The following is a 19,467-nucleotide window of genomic DNA, read 5'->3' on the forward strand; positions in this document are numbered from 1 at the left end:
TTTATTTTTTCTTTAACCCGCCCGTCTTTCTCAGGTTTTTGCCGGCGGCCTCGTTACGCCCTAGCGGGCAATCAGCTCTACGCGGCGGTTGCGGGGGCGCAGGCGCGGGTCGCGGTTGTCGGCCACGGGTTTTGCCCCCCCGTAGCCCACGGCCGTCAGCCGCAGGGAGTCTACGCCGTGCTGCACGAGGTAGCGGCGCACCACCTGGGCGCGCTGCTCGGAAAGCTGCTGATTAAGCCGGGCATCCCCTACGTTGTCGGTGTGACCGGCAATTTCAAATCGGGCGGCGGCCTCGGCCCGAAGTACCCGCACCAAGCGGTTCAGCTCGGGCTGAGAGGTGGGCAGAAGCCGGGCTTTCCCCTGCTCGAAGTACAGATTTTTCAATTCCACCACTTCGCCTTTCACCAGATTAGCCAGGTTGGGCAGTGAGTCGGGAGTTGCGGCCGGAGGCGTAGCCACGGAAGCAGGTCGGGCTGGCACGGCTATGGTGGCCGTAGCCTGGGCGGGGGCCGTAGGGCGGGGGCGCCGCTCCACCCGTACGGCAGTCTGCGCCTTCGGGACGGGTGCTGCGGTTACTACCGGCTTGAGGGTGGGCTTTGGGGTGGGAGCGGCCACAGCCGGCGGAGCAGGCTTGGGCTTGGCTACGGGAATGGGGCGGGCCGTGCGGGGCAGACTCGTGAACAGTACTTCACTGCTTACCGGCTCAAATCCGTCCGGGGAATCTACGCGCCGCCAATCCAGCAGCGCCCGGGTATCCAAGTGGTTTTGGAAATACTCGATGCGGATAGGATAGTATTGACCGGCCTTGAGCTTGATGCGCACGGTGCGAGTAAGGTGGTCTTGGTCGCGCCAGGCATTTACCAGCCGCTTGCCGCCCAGCCAGAACCGGAAACCGTCGTCCATCACTGTCGAAAACTCATATTCCGCCGTTTCCGGCACTAGCAGCCAGCCTGTCCAGCGCACCGAAAACTCGTCGCTGGGCATGTCCGGACCCGGGGGGCGCTTTTCCCAGCTGAAGTCGATACGCTTATCGATACGGGTAAATACCAGCTCCTCAAAATTCATCCCGTTGTAGTAAGCCCCCTTGAGGCCGTCACCCACGGGCAGAGCCGATGTTTGCGCCAGCGTGTGGACCGCGCTCAACAGTACAATCAGCCAGGTAAAGGTGTATTTCATCTAAAAGCAGGGGAATAAAAGATAAGCTGAATCAGGCATTACTGGTGGTTGGCCAGCCCAGCCATTCGTTAACGTCTCAACGGCCTCGGGCCGTATAGACCGGAATATAAACCTACTCCGTTGCCTGGTCGTAAACGAAAATTGTGCGTGCGAATCCTATAGCCACGCGCCCTGCTATTATGCCCACGAAGAAAACCTCCGCTGCTACGGCCAAAAAAGAAGATCCGTGCTGGAAAGGCTACGAGCAAGCCGGCACCAAGCAGAAGGATGGAAAAACCGTCCCGAACTGCATCAAGAAAACGTAAGACTCCCGCAAACCTTTTACTAGCAGCACCAACCCCGGCCCAATCGAAAAGCCGGGGTTGTTGTTTTTAGCGGGTTCCGCCGTATCTTCGCCTCTGTTACTTATCCAGAAAGACCGAGGGACTGGGCCCGACGACGTCTTAGCAACCTGACTTCACACAAGGTGCTAACTCCCGTTTCAGGCCGCGCTGCGGGCTGGAAGAAGATAAGTACAGAACCGGCATCCGCGCCCGGCTCTTTCTGGATAGGCACTTTTTTGCTGCTGATTTTCTTGAAGAGCCGATATGCCGACCGTTCTCCCTTCCCCCGCCACTACGTCTCCCCTCCACGATATCCTGCGCCAGCGCGTGCTGATTCTGGACGGGGCCATGGGCACCATGATTCAGCGCCACACGCTCACGGAGGAAGACTTCCGGGGTACGCGCTTTGCTGACCATCCGCATCCGCTACGCGGCAACAACGACCTGCTCAGCCTTACCCGCCCCGATATTATCCGCGGCATTCACGACGAGTACTTCGCTGCCGGGGCCGACATGGTGGAAACCAACACCTTCTCCGGCACCACCATTGCCCAGGCCGACTACGGCCTGGAGCACATTGTATATGAGCTGAACTACGAGTCGGCGCGGCTGGCGCGGGAATTGGCCGATGCGTTTACGGCCCTGACGCCAGAAAAGCCGCGCTTCGTGGCCGGCGCTATTGGGCCCACCAACCGTACGGCCTCCCTCTCCCCCGACGTGAACCGCCCCGGCTTTCGAGCGGTAACCTTCGACGAATTGGCCACCGCCTACCTGGAGCAAGTGCGCGGCCTCGTAGACGGCGGCTCCGATGCCTTACTCATCGAAACCATCTTCGACACGCTGAATGCCAAAGCTGCCCTGTACGCGGTGCAGAAGTTCTTCGACGAAGGCGGCAAAGTGGTGCCCGTCATGATTTCGGGTACCATTACCGACGCCTCGGGCCGCACCCTGAGTGGGCAGACTGTAGAAGCCTTCTGGAACTCCATCCGCCACCTGCCCCTGCTGAGCGTGGGGCTGAACTGTGCCCTCGGCGCCGACCAGCTCAAGGTGTATATCAAGGAGCTGAGCCGCATTGCCGACGTACACATTTCGGCCTACCCCAACGCTGGTCTGCCCAATGCTTTCGGTGGCTACGATGAGTCGGCCCAGGAATTTGCGGGCGTGGTGGAAGGCTACCTTTCCGACGGGCTGGTGACAGTGGTAGGGGGCTGTTGCGGCACTACGCCCCAGCACATTGCCGAGCTGGCCCGGCTGGCCGAAAAATACGAGCCGCGCCAGCTGCCCGAGCTGCCCAAAGCCACTCGCCTGAGCGGGCTGGAGCCGTTTGGTGTGTACCCCGACAGTTTATTTGTGAACGTGGGCGAGCGGTGCAACGTAACTGGCTCCCGCGCCTTCGCCCGCCTTATCCGCACCGGCAACTACGAGGCAGCCCTGCAGGTAGCCCGCGACCAGGTGGAAGGCGGCGCCCAGGTGATTGATGTGAACATGGACGAAGGCATGCTCGACTCGGAGCAGGCCATGACCACGTTCCTGAATTTGATTGCCTCGGAGCCCGACATTTCGCGGGTACCCGTCATGATTGACTCCTCGAAGTGGAGCGTGCTGGAAGCCGGCCTCAAGTGCGTGCAGGGCAAGAGCATCGTCAACTCCATTTCTCTGAAAGAAGGCGAGGACGTATTCCGGCAGCGGGCCCGCACGGTGCGTCAGTATGGGGCGGCCGTAGTGGTCATGGCCTTCGACGAGAACGGCCAGGCCGACAACTACGAGAAGCGTATCGAAATCTGCCAGCGCAGCTACGACATTCTGGTAAACGAAGTCGGTTTCCCGGCCGAGGACATCATCTTCGACCCCAACATTCTGACGGTAGGCACCGGCATGGAGGAACACCGCAACTACGCGCTGGACTTCATCGAGGCCGTCCGCTGGATCAAGCAGAACCTGCCCGGGGCCCTCACCAGCGGGGGCGTGAGCAACATCAGCTTCTCGTTTCGCGGTAACGACGTGGTGCGCGAGGCCATGCACTCGGCCTTCCTCTACCACGCTATCCGGGCCGGCCTCGACATGGGCATCGTGAACCCCAGCCAGCTGGCCGTGTACGACGAAGTGCCCAAAGACTTGCTGGAGCTGGTGGAAGACGTGCTGCTCAACCGCCGCCCCGATGCCACGGAGCGCCTCGTGGACTTTGCCGACACGGTAAAGCAGAAAGACAAGGTAGAAGTGGTGGCCGACGCCTGGCGCAGCCTGCCAGTGAAGGAGCGGCTGCAGCACGCATTGGTCAAAGGCATTACCGAGTTTATCGACCAGGACACCGAGGAAGTGCGCCAGCAGGTAGGCCGCCCGCTGGAAGTAATTGAAGGCCCGCTGATGGCCGGCATGAACGTAGTCGGCGACCTGTTCGGGGCCGGCAAAATGTTCCTGCCCCAGGTAGTGAAGTCGGCGCGGGTGATGAAGAAAGCCGTGGCTTACTTGGAGCCCTACCTACTGGCCGACAAGCAAAGCGGCGACCGGCAAACGGCCGGTAAGATCCTGCTGGCTACCGTGAAAGGCGACGTGCACGACATCGGCAAGAACATCGTGGGCGTGGTGCTGGCCTGCAACAACTTCGACATTGTGGATCTGGGCGTGATGGTGCCGCTGGAGCGGATTCTGGATGAAGCCCAGAAGCAGCAGGTAGACGTCATTGGCCTAAGCGGCCTGATTACACCGAGCCTGGACGAGATGGTGTACGTGGCCCAGGAAATGGAAAAGCGCGGCCTCAAAACCCCGCTGCTTATTGGGGGCGCTACTACCTCCCGCCTGCACGCCGCCGTGAAGATTGCGCCCAACTACAGCGGCCCTATCGTGCACGTCAACGATGCTTCCCGCTCGGTAGGTGTTGCGGCGGCACTACTCGGCACAGCTGATGCCGAGTATGCCCGCACCGTGCGCGAGGAATACCGCCAGCTCCGCGAGGACTACGCCGGCCGCCAGCGCGAAAAAAACTACCTCACCATCGAAGCGGCCCGCGAAAACGGTTTCAAGGCCAACTGGGAAACCACGCCCATCGTGAAGCCGACCTTCCTGGGCACCAAGGCGCTGGAGGATTATGATTTGGCGGAGCTAGCGGAGTATATCGACTGGACGCCCTTCTTCCAGACCTGGGAGTTGAAAGGCCGTTACCCGCGCATTCTGGAAGACCCGAATGTGGGCGAGGCCGCCACCCAGCTTTTCAACGACGCCCAGAAAATGCTGCGCCAGATCATCGATGAGAAGCTGCTCACGGCCCGCGCCGTGGTGGGCTTCTGGCCCGCCAACACAGTGGGCTACGACACGGTGCAGGTATTCACGGATGACACCCGCCAGGAAGTAGCCACGGAGTTTTTCACCCTGCGCCAGCAAAGCGAAAAGGCGGCCGGGGTACCCAACCTCGCCTTCTCCGACTTTGTGGCCCCGCTCGAAACCGGCCGCCAGGACTATATTGGCGGCTTTGCCGTCACGGCTGGTATCGGCATTGAGAAGCACCTGGAGCGGTTCGAGGCCGAACACGACGACTACTCCAGCATCCTGATGAAGGCCCTGGCCGACCGCCTGGCCGAAGCCTTTGCTGAGCGCCTGCACCAGCGCGTGCGGGAAGAGTTCTGGGGCTACGACCCGGCCGAAAACCTCTCCAACGAAGACCTGATTCAGGAGAAGTACCGCGGCGTGCGGCCCGCGCCCGGCTACCCCGGCTGCCCCGACCACACCGAGAAAATCACGCTCTTCAACCTGCTCGACGCCGAAAACCAGACGGGCATCCGCCTCACCGAGAATCTGGCTATGTACCCGGCCTCCTCAGTGAGTGGCCTCTACTATGCCCACCCCGACTCGCGCTATTTTGGCCTCGGCCGCATCGGCAAGGACCAGGTAGAGGACATAGCCCAGCGCAAACACATGCCGCTGCCGGAGCTAGAGCGCTGGCTGATGCCCAACCTGAACTACGACCCCGCTTCGGTAGCTGTTGGCTTGTAGCTACTGGCTGTTGGCTTTCCTCCAATTATTGCCCACTTATCCTTGCAAATAGCTAACAGCCAGCAGCTGAGAGCTAATAGCTGAAAAATGAAAGTAACCGAACACCTGACCCGCGCCGACGGCAAAACGCTGTTTTCCTTTGAGGTGCTGCCCCCCAAAAAGGGCGAGAACATCCAGAACCTATTCTCCAACATCGAGCCTTTGATGGAGTTTAAGCCGCCGTTTATCGACGTGACCTACCACCGTGAGGAATACGTGTACCGCCAGCACCCCAACGGCCTGCTGGAGAAGAAAACGGTGCGTAAGCGGCCCGGCACGGTAGGCATCTGCGCGGCCATCAAAAACCGGTTTGACGTGGACACCGTGCCGCACCTCATCTGCGGGGGCTTTTCGAAGGAGGAAACGGAAAACGCGCTTATCGATCTGCACTTCCTGGGTATCGACAACGTGCTGGCTTTGCGGGGGGACCCCATTAAATCAGAGGGTCACTTCAAGCCAGAGCCCGACGGCCACGCCTACGCTTGCGACCTGATCGGCCAGGTAGCTGACCTGAACAAGGGTGCGTACCTGGATGAGGAACAGGACGATGTGTGGGCCACCAACTTCTGCATTGGCACGGCGGGCTACCCCGAGAAGCACTTCGAGGCGCCGAACTACGGGGCGGATTTGCGCTACCTCAAGCACAAGGTAGACCGCGGCGCCGAGTACATTGTGACGCAGATGTTTTTCGACAACGAGCAATTCTTTAACTTCGAGAAGCGCTGCCGCGACGCCGGTATTACCGTACCCATCATTCCCGGGCTCAAGCCCCTCACCACCAAAAGCCAACTTACGATGCTCCCCCGGGCCTTTTATCTCAATATCCCGGAAGACCTGACCGATGCCGTGCACCTGGCCCCCGACAACGCCGCGGCCCGCGAAATCGGGATTGAGTGGTGCATCAACCAAAGCCGGGAGCTGATGGCCCACGGCGTGCCGGTGCTGCACTACTACAGCATGGGCAAGTCGGAAAGCATCCGGCGGGTAGCAGCGGCACTATTTTAGCAGGAAGCTGGTGACTGCGGGCGTTTGCTCATGCACTCGTGCCCGGGGCGCAACCAGAACGCTACCCCGCCCAGTCGCCAGCATCCTTACCTTATCCTCGCACTACTTTGGACGCCCTCGACGAATTATTTGACCACCTCCGTCTGGCTACCACCCCCACGGAAATAGAGGCTTTGCAGGAGGGCATCTGGCAGCTTTGGCTGCACACCGGGCACCCCGTGCTGGACAAGCACCTGGAGGCCGGAATGCGGGCCCTGGCGGCTGATGACTACAGTGAGGCCATCCGGGAGTTTACGGCGCTGACTACCCTGGCCCCCTCCTATGCTGAAGGCTGGAACAAGCGGGCCACGGCTTACTATCTACGCGGCGAATACCGGGCCGCCCTGAACGATATTGCCACTACCCTGGACCTAGAGCCCCGGCACTTCGGAGCCCTCATGGGAAGGGCACAGATATTGCTTATGCTGGAACACTGGGCCGGGGCTATTGCCGCCCTGGAGCGCGTAGGAAAGCTCTGCCCGTACTGGCCGGGACTGCAGGCGCAGATCTATGATTTGCGCGACAAAGCAGATGAGCTTGAAAATTAGCAACCCCGGAGGTTTCGTAGTAAAGCAGAAGTTTTGTAAATTTCCCGGAAGGTATGAGTCCCACCCTCTACCGCATGGTGTTTCAATAGCCGGCGCACGGCTACGGGGACAATACTTGTTGCCTGTAAATGGGTGGGAATACAGCCGCTAATTAATTGCACTGATCCCCAAAAAACTTTCCCACCTAGCTTGCACAATTACCATGAAACAAACTCTACTATGCACATTTTTACTGCTTTTACTTAGTGCATCAGCGGCAACGGCCCAGCGCACCCGCAAGACCGAATACGAAAGCGGCACGCTGGAAAAAGGAAATAAAGTAGGCGTGTGGGAGTACTATGCCTACACCAGGGACGGAACGCAGGTACTGGCCCAGAAATACGACCACTCCAAAAATCAGCTGCTTTTTTACCGCCCCATCGAAGACCGGATCTACCGCATCAAGGAAGGCGAAAATTGGACTAGCGGGCGCGTAGATCAGCCCCCCCTGTTTCTGGGCGGTGACGCCATGCTCGGCTCGTTTGTGAACAAGCTGAACTATCCTGCCGAAGCCCAAAGCAAGAAAATTCAGGGCAAAGTGATTATTACGTTCGTGATTGATACGCTGGGCCGCACCTCCGACCACCAGGTACTGCTGGGCATTGGCGGGGGCTGCAACGAGGAAGCCCTGCGCGTGGCCAAAAACATTCCCCAGCAGTGGATTCCGGCCCGGCGCGGCTCTAAGGCCGTACCCGTCGTGTACGAAATGCCCTTTACCTTCCGCCTGCAAACCCAGTAGACTTACCCGATCAAATAGCGCGGAGCTGCGTATGTTAGGGGCATGAAAAGGCTCTTATCCTACGCAGCTCCGCTTTTTTGCGCGGCCCTGCTTCTCTCCTCCTGCGACTCTACCCCCCGTGAGCGACAGGAAGCCGTGAAGAACGAAGCCCGCAAGCTCGACACCCTGGCCAGCACCGCCGCCGCCAAACTGCGCGTGGCGGGCCGGCGGGCCGCTCGTTTTGACTCAATTTCGCGGGTCCGTAGCCGCCAGCCCCTGGACAATACCGCTACGCAGGCCTTCACCCGGCAGCTGCTGGGCACCTACGCCGATATCGACCAGCTCACCGTCACCACCGTTGAGCCGGCGTATACGCAGCTGCTCCGCCAGACGCGCACCCTGCGCCGCAGCTGGTCCCAGCGCGACTGGGACTACGCCAGCGCCATCTACAAGCGCATGAACGAGCGGCTCAAGGCCATCCGGCTGGATTTGCCCGCCCGCAGTGAGCTGCGCATCCGCGCCCTGCAGGCCGAGTTTGTAACAATGGAAGCCAGCCGCGACGTGAAGGACCTGGGCGACGCCGTTTCCAAGTAGTATACCTCACCTCTAAGGCGCGGCCGCCGGCCCGGGCACCACGCCCGGCGTCGGCGGCCGCGCCTCGTTTATTCCCGAAACCGCCAGACGGGCAGTGGGCTGCCGGCCGGAAAAAACGAGGTTTCGGCCGCCAGCTCCAGAAAAGCATTGGCTGCCAGCAGGCTGCTCAGGTCGCCGGAGCCCCCGGCCCGTACGGGGAAGGCCTGAAGGCTGCCCTGGGCGTTGGGGCGCAGCTCCACCAGCAGGAAGTGGGTAATAGCGGGCCTGAATTCCACATCTTCGGCCAGTACGGCTACTGGCGGCGCCTGCGGCGGGTGCGTAGTAGCTGGCTGCTGGATGGCCCGCAGCCAAGGCTTCACGTAGCGGAAGAAATTTACGAAAGTAGAAACGGGGTTGCCCGGCAGCGCGAAGACTACCGCGCCTCCCGCTAGTTGCCCAAACCAGAACGGCTTGCCGGGCCGCTGGCGCACCTCATGGAAAAGCCGCTGCACCCCCACTTCTTCTAACACCTGCGGCAGAAAATCGGCCTTCCCCATGGATACGCCCCCACTCAGCACTACGGCGTCGTACCCGGTGAGCAGGGCGGGCAGGCCCAGGCGCAGGGCGGTGGGGTCGTCATCGAAGTGAAAGGCTGCTACCACCGCTCCGGCCGCTGCGGCCGCCGCTTGCAGCATGAGGGCATTGGAACGACGAATCTGGTGCGGGGCGGGCTGGGCACCAATGGGCACCAGCTCGTTGCCGGTGCTTACCACGGCTACCCGGGGCGGGCGCGATACCAGCACGGTAGCGGCCCCCACGGTGGCGGCTACGGCCAGCTCAGCGGGTTCTAGCGGTGTGCCGATGGGCAGCAGCAGGTCACCCTGCGCACGGTCGGCGGCCTGCGCGTGGATGTTGTGCCCGGGTTTGGGGGCGGCCACTTGCACCGTAGCCCAGCGCTGCCCGGCTTCATTGGTGCGGAAGGTTACATCCTCGTAGCGAATCACGGTGTCGAGGCTTGCGGGCAGCATGGCACCGGTCATGATTTCCAGGGCCGCGCCAGGGTCAGCCACTTCAGCCGGTGGCTGACCAGCAAACTGAACGTCGGCAATGCGAAACTCCCGCTGCCCGGCCGCCAACGCCGCAAACCGCAGGGCTATGCCGTCCATGGCTACCCGGTTGAAGGGCGGAAAGTCGCGGTCGGCGTACAGGTCTTCGCGCAGGATGCGGCCCGCTGCCTGGGCTAGCTCAACCCGCTCCGTTGGCAGCAGGTGAATGGTGGACTGAACCAAACGCGTGGCTTCTTCAACTGAAATCATAGAGAAAAGATGTAACGCCTACCTTAGCCGGCTCCGTTAACCATTCGTATCCGGGCTGGTTGAAGGAACACTCCTCCCCGCACCCGCCTCCATTTTGCTTACCAAGCCCGCAAGCTAAAGCTTACGACCGTTTCCTGCTTATGCCCGAAGCTCCTAAACTTACCCACCTCAACGCAGCCGGCCAGCCGGCTATGGTTGATGTAGGGGACAAACAACCCTCTCGCCGCGTGGCCCGGGCCCGCAGCCGCGTAGTGCTGGGCGCCGATATTGTGGCTCTGGTGCGCGAAGGCGACCTGCCCACCCGCAAAGGGCCGGTATTTCAGACGGCCATTCTGGCTGGTGTAATGGGCGCCAAGCGCACCGCCGAGCTGATTCCACTCTGCCACCCGCTGGGCCTCGACAACTGCCAGGTGACCATAGAAGTAGATGGCCCCGATGCCGTACGGATTGAGTGCACGGCCACCGTCACGGGCAAAACCGGGGTGGAAATGGAAGCCCTGACTGGGGCTTCGGTGGCGGCCCTCACCATTTATGACATGTGTAAGGCGTTGTCGCACGACATTGTTATTCAGGAAACCCGGCTGATCAGCAAAACCGGCGGCAAACAGGACTTTCATCATGCCGAATAACTCCGACGCTCTTCCTCCGCGCAGCAAGCACGCCCAGCTGGCCCGGCCTCACTCAGGCGAGTTTGGCCGCCACGAGCTGGCTATTCTGGGGGCGCCCTGCGGCAGGATAAAAGAGCTGGCCGCCCGGCTGCTGCCCTTGCTGGAACCCACATTGCGGGTTGCCTACGTAGATGCCGACCACGCCGCCGGCGACGACGCAGCCCAGGGCGGCAGTGGCGGCCAGGATGCCATTCTGCAAGCCGGAGCGGCGGCCGAGCTAACCGACAAAATCACCTTCACCCGCTTAGACGTAAAGCGCGGCTTGGATAAGTTCAGCCAGCAGGAATGGCTGCAGCACCAGGGTATGGTGCTCGTGAACGGCAACCATTTCCGGGCCCGCCAGCAACTGGTTATCCTCGACCCGGCCAAGCCCCTGGAAAAAAAGCTGGACCGCCTAACCGACGTGCGGGCACTCCTGCTGCCGGAAGGCGTAACGGAGGTACCCGCCTACCTCCGGGCCCACCTCGGGGCAGCCGACGTACCCATATTTTTCTTGCAGGATACGGCTGCTATTGCCGAGCTGATTTTGCAGGAGTGGCGCGCGGCGGCTCCGCCCCTGCGCGGCCTGGTGCTGGCCGGGGGCCGCAGTCAGCGCATGGGCCAGGACAAAAGCAAGCTCGCCTACCACGGTCAGGAGCAACGCGCCTACGCCGCCGAGCTGCTGGCCCCTTTCTGCCAAGATGTGCACGTGTCCTGCCGCCCCGACCAGGTAGTGGAGCTGGAGTACGCCGGGCTGCGCCCTCTGCCCGACACCTTTGCCGACCTCGGCCCACTGAGCGGCTTGCTTTCGGCCTTTCGCCAGGACCCCAATGCCGCCTGGCTAGTGGTAGCCTGCGACCTGCCGCTGCTCTCGGCGGCGACGCTGGAGCACCTGGTGGCGCACCGGCACGCCGGAAAGCTGGCTACGGCCTTCCAGAGCCCCGAAAATGAGTGGCCCGAGCCGCTTATCACCATCTGGGAGCCGCGCAGCTATGCCACCTTGCTACGCTTTCTGGGCCTAGGCTATAGCTGCCCGCGCAAAACCCTTATCAACTCTGATATTGCGCTGTTGTCCCCGCCCGCTCCACTGGAGCTGCGCAACGTGAACACGCCCGAGGAGGCGGCGCAGGTACGCCGGGAGCTGGAATAAGGCCTTTGGGGGAAATAAATCTGCCGAGGTTTCCTTGTGGCTGCTACTTCCGGGCAGAATCCCGACTCTGGTAGCTATATGAAACTATGCTATTTCTGGCTTGTGCCCTTACTGGTTACAAGCCTAACTGCCCAAGCCCAGCAAGCAGTGCCCGCCCCAGGGCTCGATTTCGAGCAGCTAAATAATAAAACGCACCAGCCCAGTGGCTGGCGGGCCCCGGCCGACAATGGCTACCAGGTCACGGTCGATTCTGTGGTGAAATACCAGGGTCGGTATTCGCTCCGGATTCAGTCGGTAGCTACGCCTCGGCAGGAAGGTACGTACGGGGTGGCCACCGTGCAGCTGCCGGTTTACTTTCAGGGCAAAACGGTGCAGCTGCACGGTTACCTGAAAACCAGGAATGTGCTGAACGGCACGGCGGGTATCTGGCTGCGCCTGAACGACGGCCAGGGAAAAGCGGTGGCCTTCGACAACATGCACCTGCAGAACGTGCAGGGCACCACCGACTGGAAGCGGTATACTATTTCCCTGCCTTTGGCTCCCGAAGTACAGGAAATTCTGCTAGGTGGTACGCTGCCGGCCACGGGCACGATGTGGGTAGACCAATTGGAGGTGACGGTGGATGACAAGCCCCTCGCGCAGGCCGCTTTACGACCAGTCAAGCATTATAAGGCCGAGCAGGATACCAGCTTCAGTCGCGCTTCGGGCATCTCTCTGGGCAAGCTCAGTAAACAACAAGTAGAGAACTTGGCGGTGCTAGGCCGGGTTTGGGGCTTTGCCAAATACTACCACCCGGCCGTGGCCGCTGGCGAGCATAATCTGGATGCTTGCTTGCTGCGCCTATTGCCTCAGGTATTGGCCAGCGCCTCTCTTAAGGCGCGCAGCCAGCTCCTGAGCGCCTGGCTTACCAGCCTGGGCCCTATACCGGCTTGTGCTGCGTGCCAGGAGCCGGCCGCCGATAGCACCCGGCTGCAACCAGACCTGGCCTGGCTAACCGACAAGCGGCAGGTGACCCCGGCTCTAAGCCAGCAGCTGACTTACCTGCGCGCCCACCGTAACCAGGGGCCGCACTACTATGTGGCGGCCGCACCCTACGCCGGAAACCCCTTGTTTCAGCACGAAAATGCATACGCGCAAGTGCCCGGCAACCTGCCGGATGATGGGCTGCGCCTCCTGGCCTTGTACCGCTACTGGAATATGATTGCCTACTTCTTTCCTTACCGCTACGCTATTGAGGAAGACTGGCAGCGGGTCCTACCCGAATTCCTGCCCCGGTTTGTAGCCGCCCGCACGGCCGAGCAGTACCGCCTGGCTGTACTGAGCCTTGTTACCCGCATCAACGATACCCACGCCTACATTCTCCCCAACGACCCGGTGTTGTCGGCGTACTGGGGAAGTTACTTTGCGCCGGTACAGATCCGGTTTGTGGAAGGACAAGCCGTGGTGACCGAGTACTACGACCCAAGCCTGGGGCCAGCAACCGGGTTGCTGAAAGGCGACGTGGTGGTGTCGGTAGACGGGCGCCCGGTAGCCGAGCTGATAGCCCAGCGGCGGCCGCTCACGCCCGCGTCCAACGAAGTAACCCGCCTGCGCAACATTGCCCGCGAACTGCTGCGGGGCCGTACGCCGCAGTTGCAGCTGGTGGTGCAGCGCGCTGGGCGGGAGTTGCCCTTCACCATTACCCGCTACCCCGCCGGCCAATTGAACCTCGCGCTCAACAACGGCACCCCCGACCCCAAAGCTCCGGCCTGGCACAAACTCCCGGGCAACATCGGGCACCTTACTCTGGGTACGATTCGAAACAAAGAGTTGCCCGCCATTATGCAGGATGCACAGGCGACTAAAGGCCTCATCATCGACATCCGCAACTACCCTTCGGATTTTGTGGTGTTTGCGCTGACTAAGTATCTGCTGGCGCAGCCCGCTGACTTTGTTCGCTTCAGCGAGCCGCAATTCACGTACCCTGGTGTCTTCAAGCTGGCGGCTCCGCTCCAGGTGGTTCCCGGCCGTGGGCCAGCCTACGCCGGCAAAGTGGTGGTGCTGGTCAATGAGCTTTCCCAAAGTCAGTCGGAATACACGGCTATGGCCCTGCAGGCGGTGCCAGGTGTTACGGTGGTGGGCAGTACCACGGCCGGGGCCGATGGGAATGTATCGGCTATTGTGCTGCCGGGAAACGTCAATACCCGTATTTCTGGCCTGGGCGTGTATTACCCCGATGGGCGCGAAACCCAGCGGGTAGGCATCGTTCCTGATCTGGAAGTGAAGCCTACGCTAAAGGGTATCCGGGAAGGGCGGGACGAGGTGCTGGAGCGCGCCGTGGAGCTCATTACGAAAGCTTCTATCCCATAAGCCCGTACCGGTAGCTACGGGTGGGCGGCTACCCACACGTCCCCATCTTCGTAGAATTCTTTTTTCCAGATGGTTACCACCTGCTTTAGGGTATCGATGATGTACTGGCAGGCGGCGAAGCTCTCTGCCCGGTGCGGCGTGGATACGGCCACTACCACGGCCACGTCGCCGATATACAGCGTGCCTTTGCGATGCACGACGGCTACTTTTTGCAGCATCGGCCACCGCTCGGCGGCTTGCTCGGCCACTTTGCGGAGCTGATGCAGGGCCATGCTGTCGTAGGCCTCATACTCGAGGCGCACCACGGGCCGCCCGGTGCTTTGGTTGCGCACCGTGCCGATAAACGTGTTAATGGCTCCGGCTCCATCGGCCTCCACGCTGCGCAGGGCAGCCGGTACGTCGATGGGCTGGTCGGTTAGGTCAATGTGAATCAAGGAGCTGAGAAGGTGAGGAAGTGAGGAGAAAAGAACGTCCTGCTGAGCGCAGCCGAAGCATCTCTACCGCAAATCGTGAGGACGAAGCGGTAGAGATGCTTCGGCTGCGCTCAGCAGGACGGGCTGTATTACTTGGAAACCGACAACTGGCAACCGAACTTACCCGCCACTTACCGGCGGAATCAGAGCAATTTCGTCGTGCTCCCGCAGCGGGGTATCATCGGCGGCGTACTCGTTGTTGACGGCCACGGCCAGGGAGCTGAGGCGGGCCAGGGCCGGGTAGCGGGCGTGCAGGTCTTGGAGCAGGCCCTGGGCCGACTGCCCTTCGGGCGCCACCATTTCCAGCGTCGGCTGCCCTACGATTTCGCGGGCAATGCCAAACAAAGCAACTTTCAGGTTCATGGACATATCAGCAGAATTGCGCAACATTACGTAGAGCAAACCCAAACAACCACGTCCGCGTTACGTTTTCTTTGCGGCGGCCGACAAACCATTCGGGCAGCACCTCTTCACTTTCTGCATGGCAAGCTTCCCCGCTCCTTCCGTTTTATTCGATAACCACGGCCGCCCGCTGGAGTACCTGCGCCTGGCCGTGACGGACCGGTGCAACCTGCGCTGCTTTTACTGCATGCCCGAGGAAGGTATTCAGTACCTGCCTAAGCAGGAGCTGCTCACCTACGAGGAAATGGAGCGGCTGGTAGGCATCATGGCCCACCTCGGCGTGCGCAAAGTGCGCCTGACGGGCGGGGAGCCATTCGTGCGCCGCGACCTGGTGCCGTTTATGGAGCGTCTGAGCCAGCTGCCCGGCATAGAGGAGCTGACGCTGACGACCAACGGCGTGCTGACCGCGCCCTACGTGCCGGCCCTGGCCAGCATGGGCGTGCGGGCCGTGAACCTGAGCCTGGATACCCTGGACCGCGCCCGGTTTGCCAGCATCACGCGCCGCGACGAGCTTCCCCGGGTACTCGATACCTTCTATGCCCTGCTGGCGGCCGGCATCCGGGTCAAAATTAACGCCGTGGTGATGGACGGGCAGAACACCCAAGACTTACTGCCTCTGGCCGAGCTGACCCGCGACCTGCCCGTAGATGTGCGCTTCATCGAGGAAATGCCCTTCAACGGCCATAGTCACGCCGCTACCCTGCCCTGGAACCACGTGCGCATCCGGGAGCACCTGGCCCTGAACCTGGGCGAGCTGACGCCCGTGCTTACCCGCCCCGGCGATACGGCCTCCCACTACACCGTAGCCGGCCACCAGGGCCGCTTGGGCATTATTGCGGCGTACTCGCGCACGTTCTGCGGCACCTGCAACCGGATTCGTCTCACGGCGGAGGGTGGGCTTAAAACCTGCCTCTACGACCAAGGCGTGCTGGACATCAGGGCGCTGCTGCGGGGTGGAGCCTCTGATGAGCAAGTAGCCGAGGCCCTACAACAGGCTTTCCGCAACCGCGCCGCCAATGGCTTCGAGGCCGAGCAGCAGCGGCCTACGCACCAGCTCAGCTTCGAGTCGATGAGCACGATTGGGGGGTAGGCGGAGCCCCTGCCTTCAGGTGTTGGCTCCAGCCTCCTGTCCGAGCGGCCTATCGAGACAAGGGCTATTTACCTTAGTCCTTTCAGCTGCTTGCTTGGACCCAGCGTTATAACTTGCGGCCCCGCTGCTGCATTTTTCGTCTGCCACATTGCCGGCAGAACGCCCCCGCACCATGACCGTACTTCTGAGCTGCCTGCTATTTCTCAACCTGTCGTGCTTTGTGCTTTTCGCCCTCGATAAACGGAAGGCTCAGCGCGGCCAGCGGCGCATTCCTGAAAAAACACTGCACCTCGCCACGCTGCCGGGCGCGGCTCCCGGTGCGTGGGCGGCCATTTTCCTGCTGCATCACAAAAACCGCAAAGCCGCTTTCTGGAGTGTCACGCTGGTGCTGACGCTGCTCCAAGGAGCGGTGCTTTACTTCGCGTGGCCTTACTTGCAGGCGTCGGTTTAGCAGCTCACGCGGCGGTTTCCGGCCATCCGGCGGGTACTGGCGGAAGAAGCAGGCCTCAGAACATGCCATTGCTGCTTTTATCCTCAGTAGGTATCACCTGCAGCACGTCCCAGTGCTCTACAATCCGGCCTTCGTCGTCGAAGCGGAAGATGTCGATGCCGGCGTAGTCGTGGTCGTGGGGCCAGTGCTGGTGGCAGTGTAGCACCACGTGGTCGGCCTCAGCTATAGCCCGCTTAATGGTCACGTGTTTGCCGGGGTACTCCCGCTGCATCCGCTCGAAGTAGTCGATAAAGCCCTGCTTGCCATTGGCCACGTGGGGGTTGTGCTGGATATACTCGTTGCCTACGTAGCGCCGGATAGCCTCGGCAGGCTGGCAGTCGTTGAACATCAGCTCGTAGAAGGCAATGGCCGTTTGCTTGTTTTGCTCGGGGGTAGACATAAGATACGGTGCAACAGGATGAAGCTACTTACTACTTATTTTCCCAAACCCACCCAGCCGCGCCGCATGGCGTAGTGCAGCCCCGTACCTACCACCAGTCCAACTAAATAGCCATAGGGAAGGCCGCTGCACAGCAAGCCCACCAGCAACGCCAGCAGTAAATCGGCGCGGTGGGAACTGATGTCGCGCAGCAGGGTAGCCAGCGTGAGGGCCTCAAAGAGCAACAGTACCCCGAGAATGGGCAGCGGGAAGATGTGCACAAGCTGCTGGAAACCCTGGCTGAAAAACAAGCCCAGCCCCACGAACAGCAGGCCATAGATGATGACCGACCCACCCGTGCGCCCCCCAAACGTGTAGTGCCCCACCATACCGCCTGAGCCGTGGCACACCGGAAAGCCGCCCAGCAGCGGGTTTACCAGGTTCATGAGGGCATAGGTAAAGCTAATCTGGCGGACGGTGAGGGGCCGCTCGGGGAAATAGTCCTGCACCACCTGCCGGGTAGCCAGCACCGAGTTGCCGAGCGACAACGGAATCTGGGGCAAAGCCAGCAGCACGGCCCCGGTCAGGATGTCGGGCCACTGGGGCACGTGCCAGGCGGGCAGGCGCAGGCCCAGGGCTTGGTGGGCCGTAGCAAAATCGAGCTTGAACAGCAGACCATACGCCACGCCCAGGACCAGGACCATTAGGGCCGCGGGCCAGCGGCGGTTGCCGAGCAGCACCACCGTAATGAGGAAGCCCGCCGCCGCCAGGGCATAGCCGCCCAGCCCATCAGCAGGCACGTATTCTTTGAGGGCCAGGGTAGCCAGCTGCAAAGCCAGCCCAAACTGAATGCCCCGGATAACGGGCTTGGGTACCAGCCGGGCCAGCGCATCTATCAGGCCCGTAACCGAGAGCAACAGCATGCTTACCCCAATGGCCAGCCCCCCGCCAAAGATGATGCGGCCGGGAATCTTCTGCGCAATAACCAAAGCAGCAAAGGCTTTCAGGGGCTGCACCGGCATGGGCATTCCGTACCAGAGCCCCGAAAACAGCTGCATCACCCCAAACATGACCAGCACGCCCGCACTATCCATACCCGAGGCGGCAATAACGCCGATGAGCAGGGGCAAGTCAGTCCCCAGGTCGCCGAAGGCCCCCGCCAGCTCGTTGCGGTCGAAGCGAATACGGGGACGGGAAGCCGGCGAAGCAGTAAGGGGCATGGGACTTTGGGGGCTAATGTGGAAATGGGCGGCGCTATGCTAATGTGAGAAATGTGGGAAATATCCTGATCAAGCCAGTTGCCGCAAGCAAAGGGAGACCCCGCTGTTGAGTTTTCCGCAACCACATTGCGGAACGAGGCAGAAGAAGTGCTGTTATTCTAAGCTTGGCACAGTATACGCTTCGTATATATAACGTGGAACAGCGGCCCAACCACGCCCTAGCCCATTCTCCACATCAGCACCTTCACTACACATTTTCTTCCTGCCAGGCCAGGATACCTCCGTTCAGGTTGAGCAGGTTGGCAAAGCCAAACTCAGTTTGCAGCCGCGTAATGGCCTGCTCGCTGCGCCGGCCGGAGCGGCAGTACACCACCACCGGGTGCTGACGTGGTACGGAGCCAGCGCCTTTGTGCAAGCTACCCAGCGGCAGCAGCGTGGCCCCGGGCAGATGACCGGCCAGGTACTCTTCCGGCTCGCGCACATCGAGCAGGAATGGCGGGTGGGCCGATTCCAGCTGCCGCCGCAGCTCGGCCACCGAAATCTGGTTGACGCCCGCCGTGCAGAGGTCGGCGTAGTCGTCGGGGTTGGCGGTGTCGAGGTTGATGGCGGCTTGCTCGGGCCGCCGCGCAAACTTGAGAATGCGCGTCTGAAACGTTAGCGCATCAAACAGCCACAGCCGCCCGCTGAGCACCTCCCCCATGCCGAGCAATACCTTCAGGGTTTCCGTGGCCTGGGCCGTGCCTATCAGGCCGGGCAGCACGCCCAGCACGCCGGTGGCCTCGCAATTGGGGGCTTCGGCGGCGGCAGGGCTCTGCGGAAACAGGCAGCGGTACGTGGGCCCGCCCTGGTAATTGAACACCGAGACCTGCCCTTCGAACTTATAGATAGCGCCCGAAATCAGGGGTTTGCCCAGGCTCACGCAAGCATCGTTGAGCAGGTAGCGCGTAGGGAAGTTGTCGGAGCCATCCACTACTACGTCGTAGCGGCCCACCAGCTCGCGCACATTGCCCAGCGTAGCCCGGCAGCCGTGCACCTCCGTTTTCACCAGGGGGTTGAGGCGGTGTACGGCTTGCGCCGCGGTTTCGGCCTTGGGCCGGCCCAGGTCGGCGGGGCCGTAGAGAATCTGCCGCTGCAGGTTGCTTATGTCGACGGTATCGGCGTCTACGATGCCCAGTGTGCCCACACCGGCCGCGGCCAGGTACTGCAGCACCGGGCAGCCCAGGCCGCCGGCTCCTACTACCAGCACGCGGGATTTTTTAAGCGTGAGCTGACCGGCTTCTCCAATCTCGGGCAGCTGGAGGTGACGGCGGTAGCGCTGGCGTTCTTCGGTCGAAAGCATAGGGAACAGGAAAACAACAAAGCCAGAAAGCAGGCCCAGCCTTGCTAACTAGTGCAACCTACTCAAAGTTACTTCGGGCCTCCAGCCCCGGTCTACTGGGGCGCAAAGTCAGCTCAGCAAAATTCTTTTATCCTTTTGGGAGCGACGATAGTTAAAGTCAGTAGT

At 61.4% G+C, this 19,467-nt stretch carries 18 protein-coding genes and 1 riboswitch; of the genes, 11 read left to right on the forward strand and 7 right to left on the reverse strand.

What is annotated here, in order from left to right; genetic code table 11:
* Positions 1-60: 60 nt before the first annotated feature.
* Entirely contained in the window at positions 61-1,176 is a 1,116-nt protein-coding gene (locus FY528_RS03745) for a PA14 domain-containing protein (RefSeq protein ID WP_149069649.1), read from the reverse strand.
* Between the two features lie 179 nt (positions 1,177-1,355).
* Between FY528_RS03745 and FY528_RS21480 the strand changes: the two genes are divergently transcribed.
* From FY528_RS21480 to FY528_RS03770, 6 genes are all read left to right on the forward strand, one after another.
* The gene (locus FY528_RS21480) at positions 1,356-1,481 is read left to right on the forward strand and encodes a hypothetical protein (RefSeq protein ID WP_262383896.1); all 126 of its coding nucleotides are present in this window, start codon (positions 1,356-1,358) and stop codon (positions 1,479-1,481) included.
* Positions 1,482-1,578: 97 nt separating this feature from the next.
* Positions 1,579-1,691: riboswitch (SAM riboswitch) on the forward strand.
* Positions 1,692-1,763: 72 nt separating this feature from the next.
* Positions 1,764-5,486 carry a methionine synthase gene (metH, locus tag FY528_RS03750; protein WP_149069650.1) on the forward strand — a complete coding sequence of 1,241 codons (3,723 nt, stop codon included), beginning with the start codon at positions 1,764-1,766 and terminating at the stop codon, positions 5,484-5,486.
* Between the two features lie 87 nt (positions 5,487-5,573).
* Positions 5,574-6,530, forward strand: coding sequence for a methylenetetrahydrofolate reductase [NAD(P)H] (gene metF / locus FY528_RS03755; RefSeq protein ID WP_149069651.1), 957 nt, complete (start codon positions 5,574-5,576; stop codon positions 6,528-6,530).
* A gap of 107 nt (positions 6,531-6,637) precedes the next feature.
* A complete protein-coding gene (locus tag FY528_RS03760; protein WP_222931784.1) occupies positions 6,638-7,117 on the forward strand; it encodes a tetratricopeptide repeat protein in 480 nt (159 codons plus the stop codon).
* A gap of 202 nt (positions 7,118-7,319) precedes the next feature.
* The gene (locus FY528_RS03765) at positions 7,320-7,895 is read left to right on the forward strand and encodes an energy transducer TonB (protein ID WP_149069652.1); all 576 of its coding nucleotides are present in this window, start codon (positions 7,320-7,322) and stop codon (positions 7,893-7,895) included.
* 42 nt (positions 7,896-7,937) lie between these two features.
* A complete protein-coding gene (locus FY528_RS03770; protein ID WP_149069653.1) occupies positions 7,938-8,468 on the forward strand; it encodes a hypothetical protein in 531 nt (176 codons plus the stop codon).
* Between the two features lie 68 nt (positions 8,469-8,536).
* On the opposite strand, the gene FY528_RS03775 is transcribed toward FY528_RS03770, so the two are convergent.
* Positions 8,537-9,763 (reverse strand): molybdopterin molybdotransferase MoeA, encoded by a 1,227-nt coding sequence (locus FY528_RS03775; RefSeq protein WP_149069654.1) that lies wholly within the window; start codon positions 9,761-9,763, stop codon positions 8,537-8,539.
* Positions 9,764-9,903: 140 nt separating this feature from the next.
* On the opposite strand from FY528_RS03775, the gene moaC reads away from it, so the two are divergent.
* From moaC to FY528_RS03790, 3 genes are all read left to right on the forward strand, one after another.
* Positions 9,904-10,392, forward strand: coding sequence for a cyclic pyranopterin monophosphate synthase MoaC (gene moaC, locus FY528_RS03780; protein ID WP_149069655.1), 489 nt, complete (start codon positions 9,904-9,906; stop codon positions 10,390-10,392).
* Complete coding sequence (locus tag FY528_RS03785; RefSeq protein WP_149069656.1) at positions 10,382-11,560, forward strand: NTP transferase domain-containing protein; 1,179 nt, start codon at positions 10,382-10,384, stop codon at positions 11,558-11,560. Before moaC ends, FY528_RS03785 begins: the two co-directional genes overlap by 11 nt.
* Before the next feature lie 102 nt (positions 11,561-11,662).
* A complete protein-coding gene (locus FY528_RS03790) occupies positions 11,663-13,909 on the forward strand; it encodes a S41 family peptidase (protein ID WP_187631991.1) in 2,247 nt (748 codons plus the stop codon).
* Positions 13,910-13,923: 14 nt separating this feature from the next.
* Here the strand turns inward: FY528_RS03790 and FY528_RS03795 are convergent, their stop codons facing one another.
* Together FY528_RS03795 and moaD are read right to left on the reverse strand one after the other, a co-directional pair.
* Positions 13,924-14,343, reverse strand: coding sequence for a molybdenum cofactor biosynthesis protein MoaE (locus FY528_RS03795; protein WP_149069658.1), 420 nt, complete (start codon positions 14,341-14,343; stop codon positions 13,924-13,926).
* Positions 14,344-14,502: 159 nt separating this feature from the next.
* On the reverse strand, positions 14,503-14,772 hold the full coding sequence (gene moaD / locus FY528_RS03800) for a molybdopterin converting factor subunit 1 (RefSeq protein WP_232066457.1): 270 nt from the start codon (positions 14,770-14,772) through the stop codon (positions 14,503-14,505).
* A gap of 91 nt (positions 14,773-14,863) precedes the next feature.
* Here moaD and moaA point away from each other — a divergent pair, with 91 nt between their 5' ends.
* Positions 14,864-15,874 (forward strand): GTP 3',8-cyclase MoaA, encoded by a 1,011-nt coding sequence (gene moaA / locus FY528_RS03805; RefSeq protein WP_149069660.1) that lies wholly within the window; start codon positions 14,864-14,866, stop codon positions 15,872-15,874.
* A gap of 172 nt (positions 15,875-16,046) precedes the next feature.
* A complete protein-coding gene (locus tag FY528_RS03810) occupies positions 16,047-16,325 on the forward strand; it encodes a DUF1294 domain-containing protein (RefSeq protein WP_149069661.1) in 279 nt (92 codons plus the stop codon).
* 55 nt (positions 16,326-16,380) lie between these two features.
* Here FY528_RS03810 and FY528_RS03815 read toward each other — a convergent pair whose 3' ends face one another.
* From FY528_RS03815 to moeB, 3 genes are all read right to left on the reverse strand, one after another.
* A complete protein-coding gene (locus tag FY528_RS03815; RefSeq protein WP_149069662.1) occupies positions 16,381-16,764 on the reverse strand; it encodes a nuclear transport factor 2 family protein in 384 nt (127 codons plus the stop codon).
* Between the two features lie 35 nt (positions 16,765-16,799).
* Positions 16,800-17,963: a putative sulfate/molybdate transporter gene (locus tag FY528_RS03820; RefSeq protein ID WP_149069663.1), complete on the reverse strand. Its 1,164-nt coding sequence runs from the start codon at positions 17,961-17,963 to the stop codon at positions 16,800-16,802.
* A 247-nt stretch (positions 17,964-18,210) separates the two neighbouring features.
* Positions 18,211-19,302: a molybdopterin-synthase adenylyltransferase MoeB gene (moeB, locus tag FY528_RS03825; protein WP_149069664.1), complete on the reverse strand. Its 1,092-nt coding sequence runs from the start codon at positions 19,300-19,302 to the stop codon at positions 18,211-18,213.
* Positions 19,303-19,467 lie beyond the last annotated feature (165 nt).

The sequence above is a fragment of the Hymenobacter lutimineralis genome (genome assembly GCF_008271285.1).
In the GTDB taxonomy this organism is placed as follows: domain Bacteria; phylum Bacteroidota; class Bacteroidia; order Cytophagales; family Hymenobacteraceae; genus Hymenobacter; species Hymenobacter lutimineralis.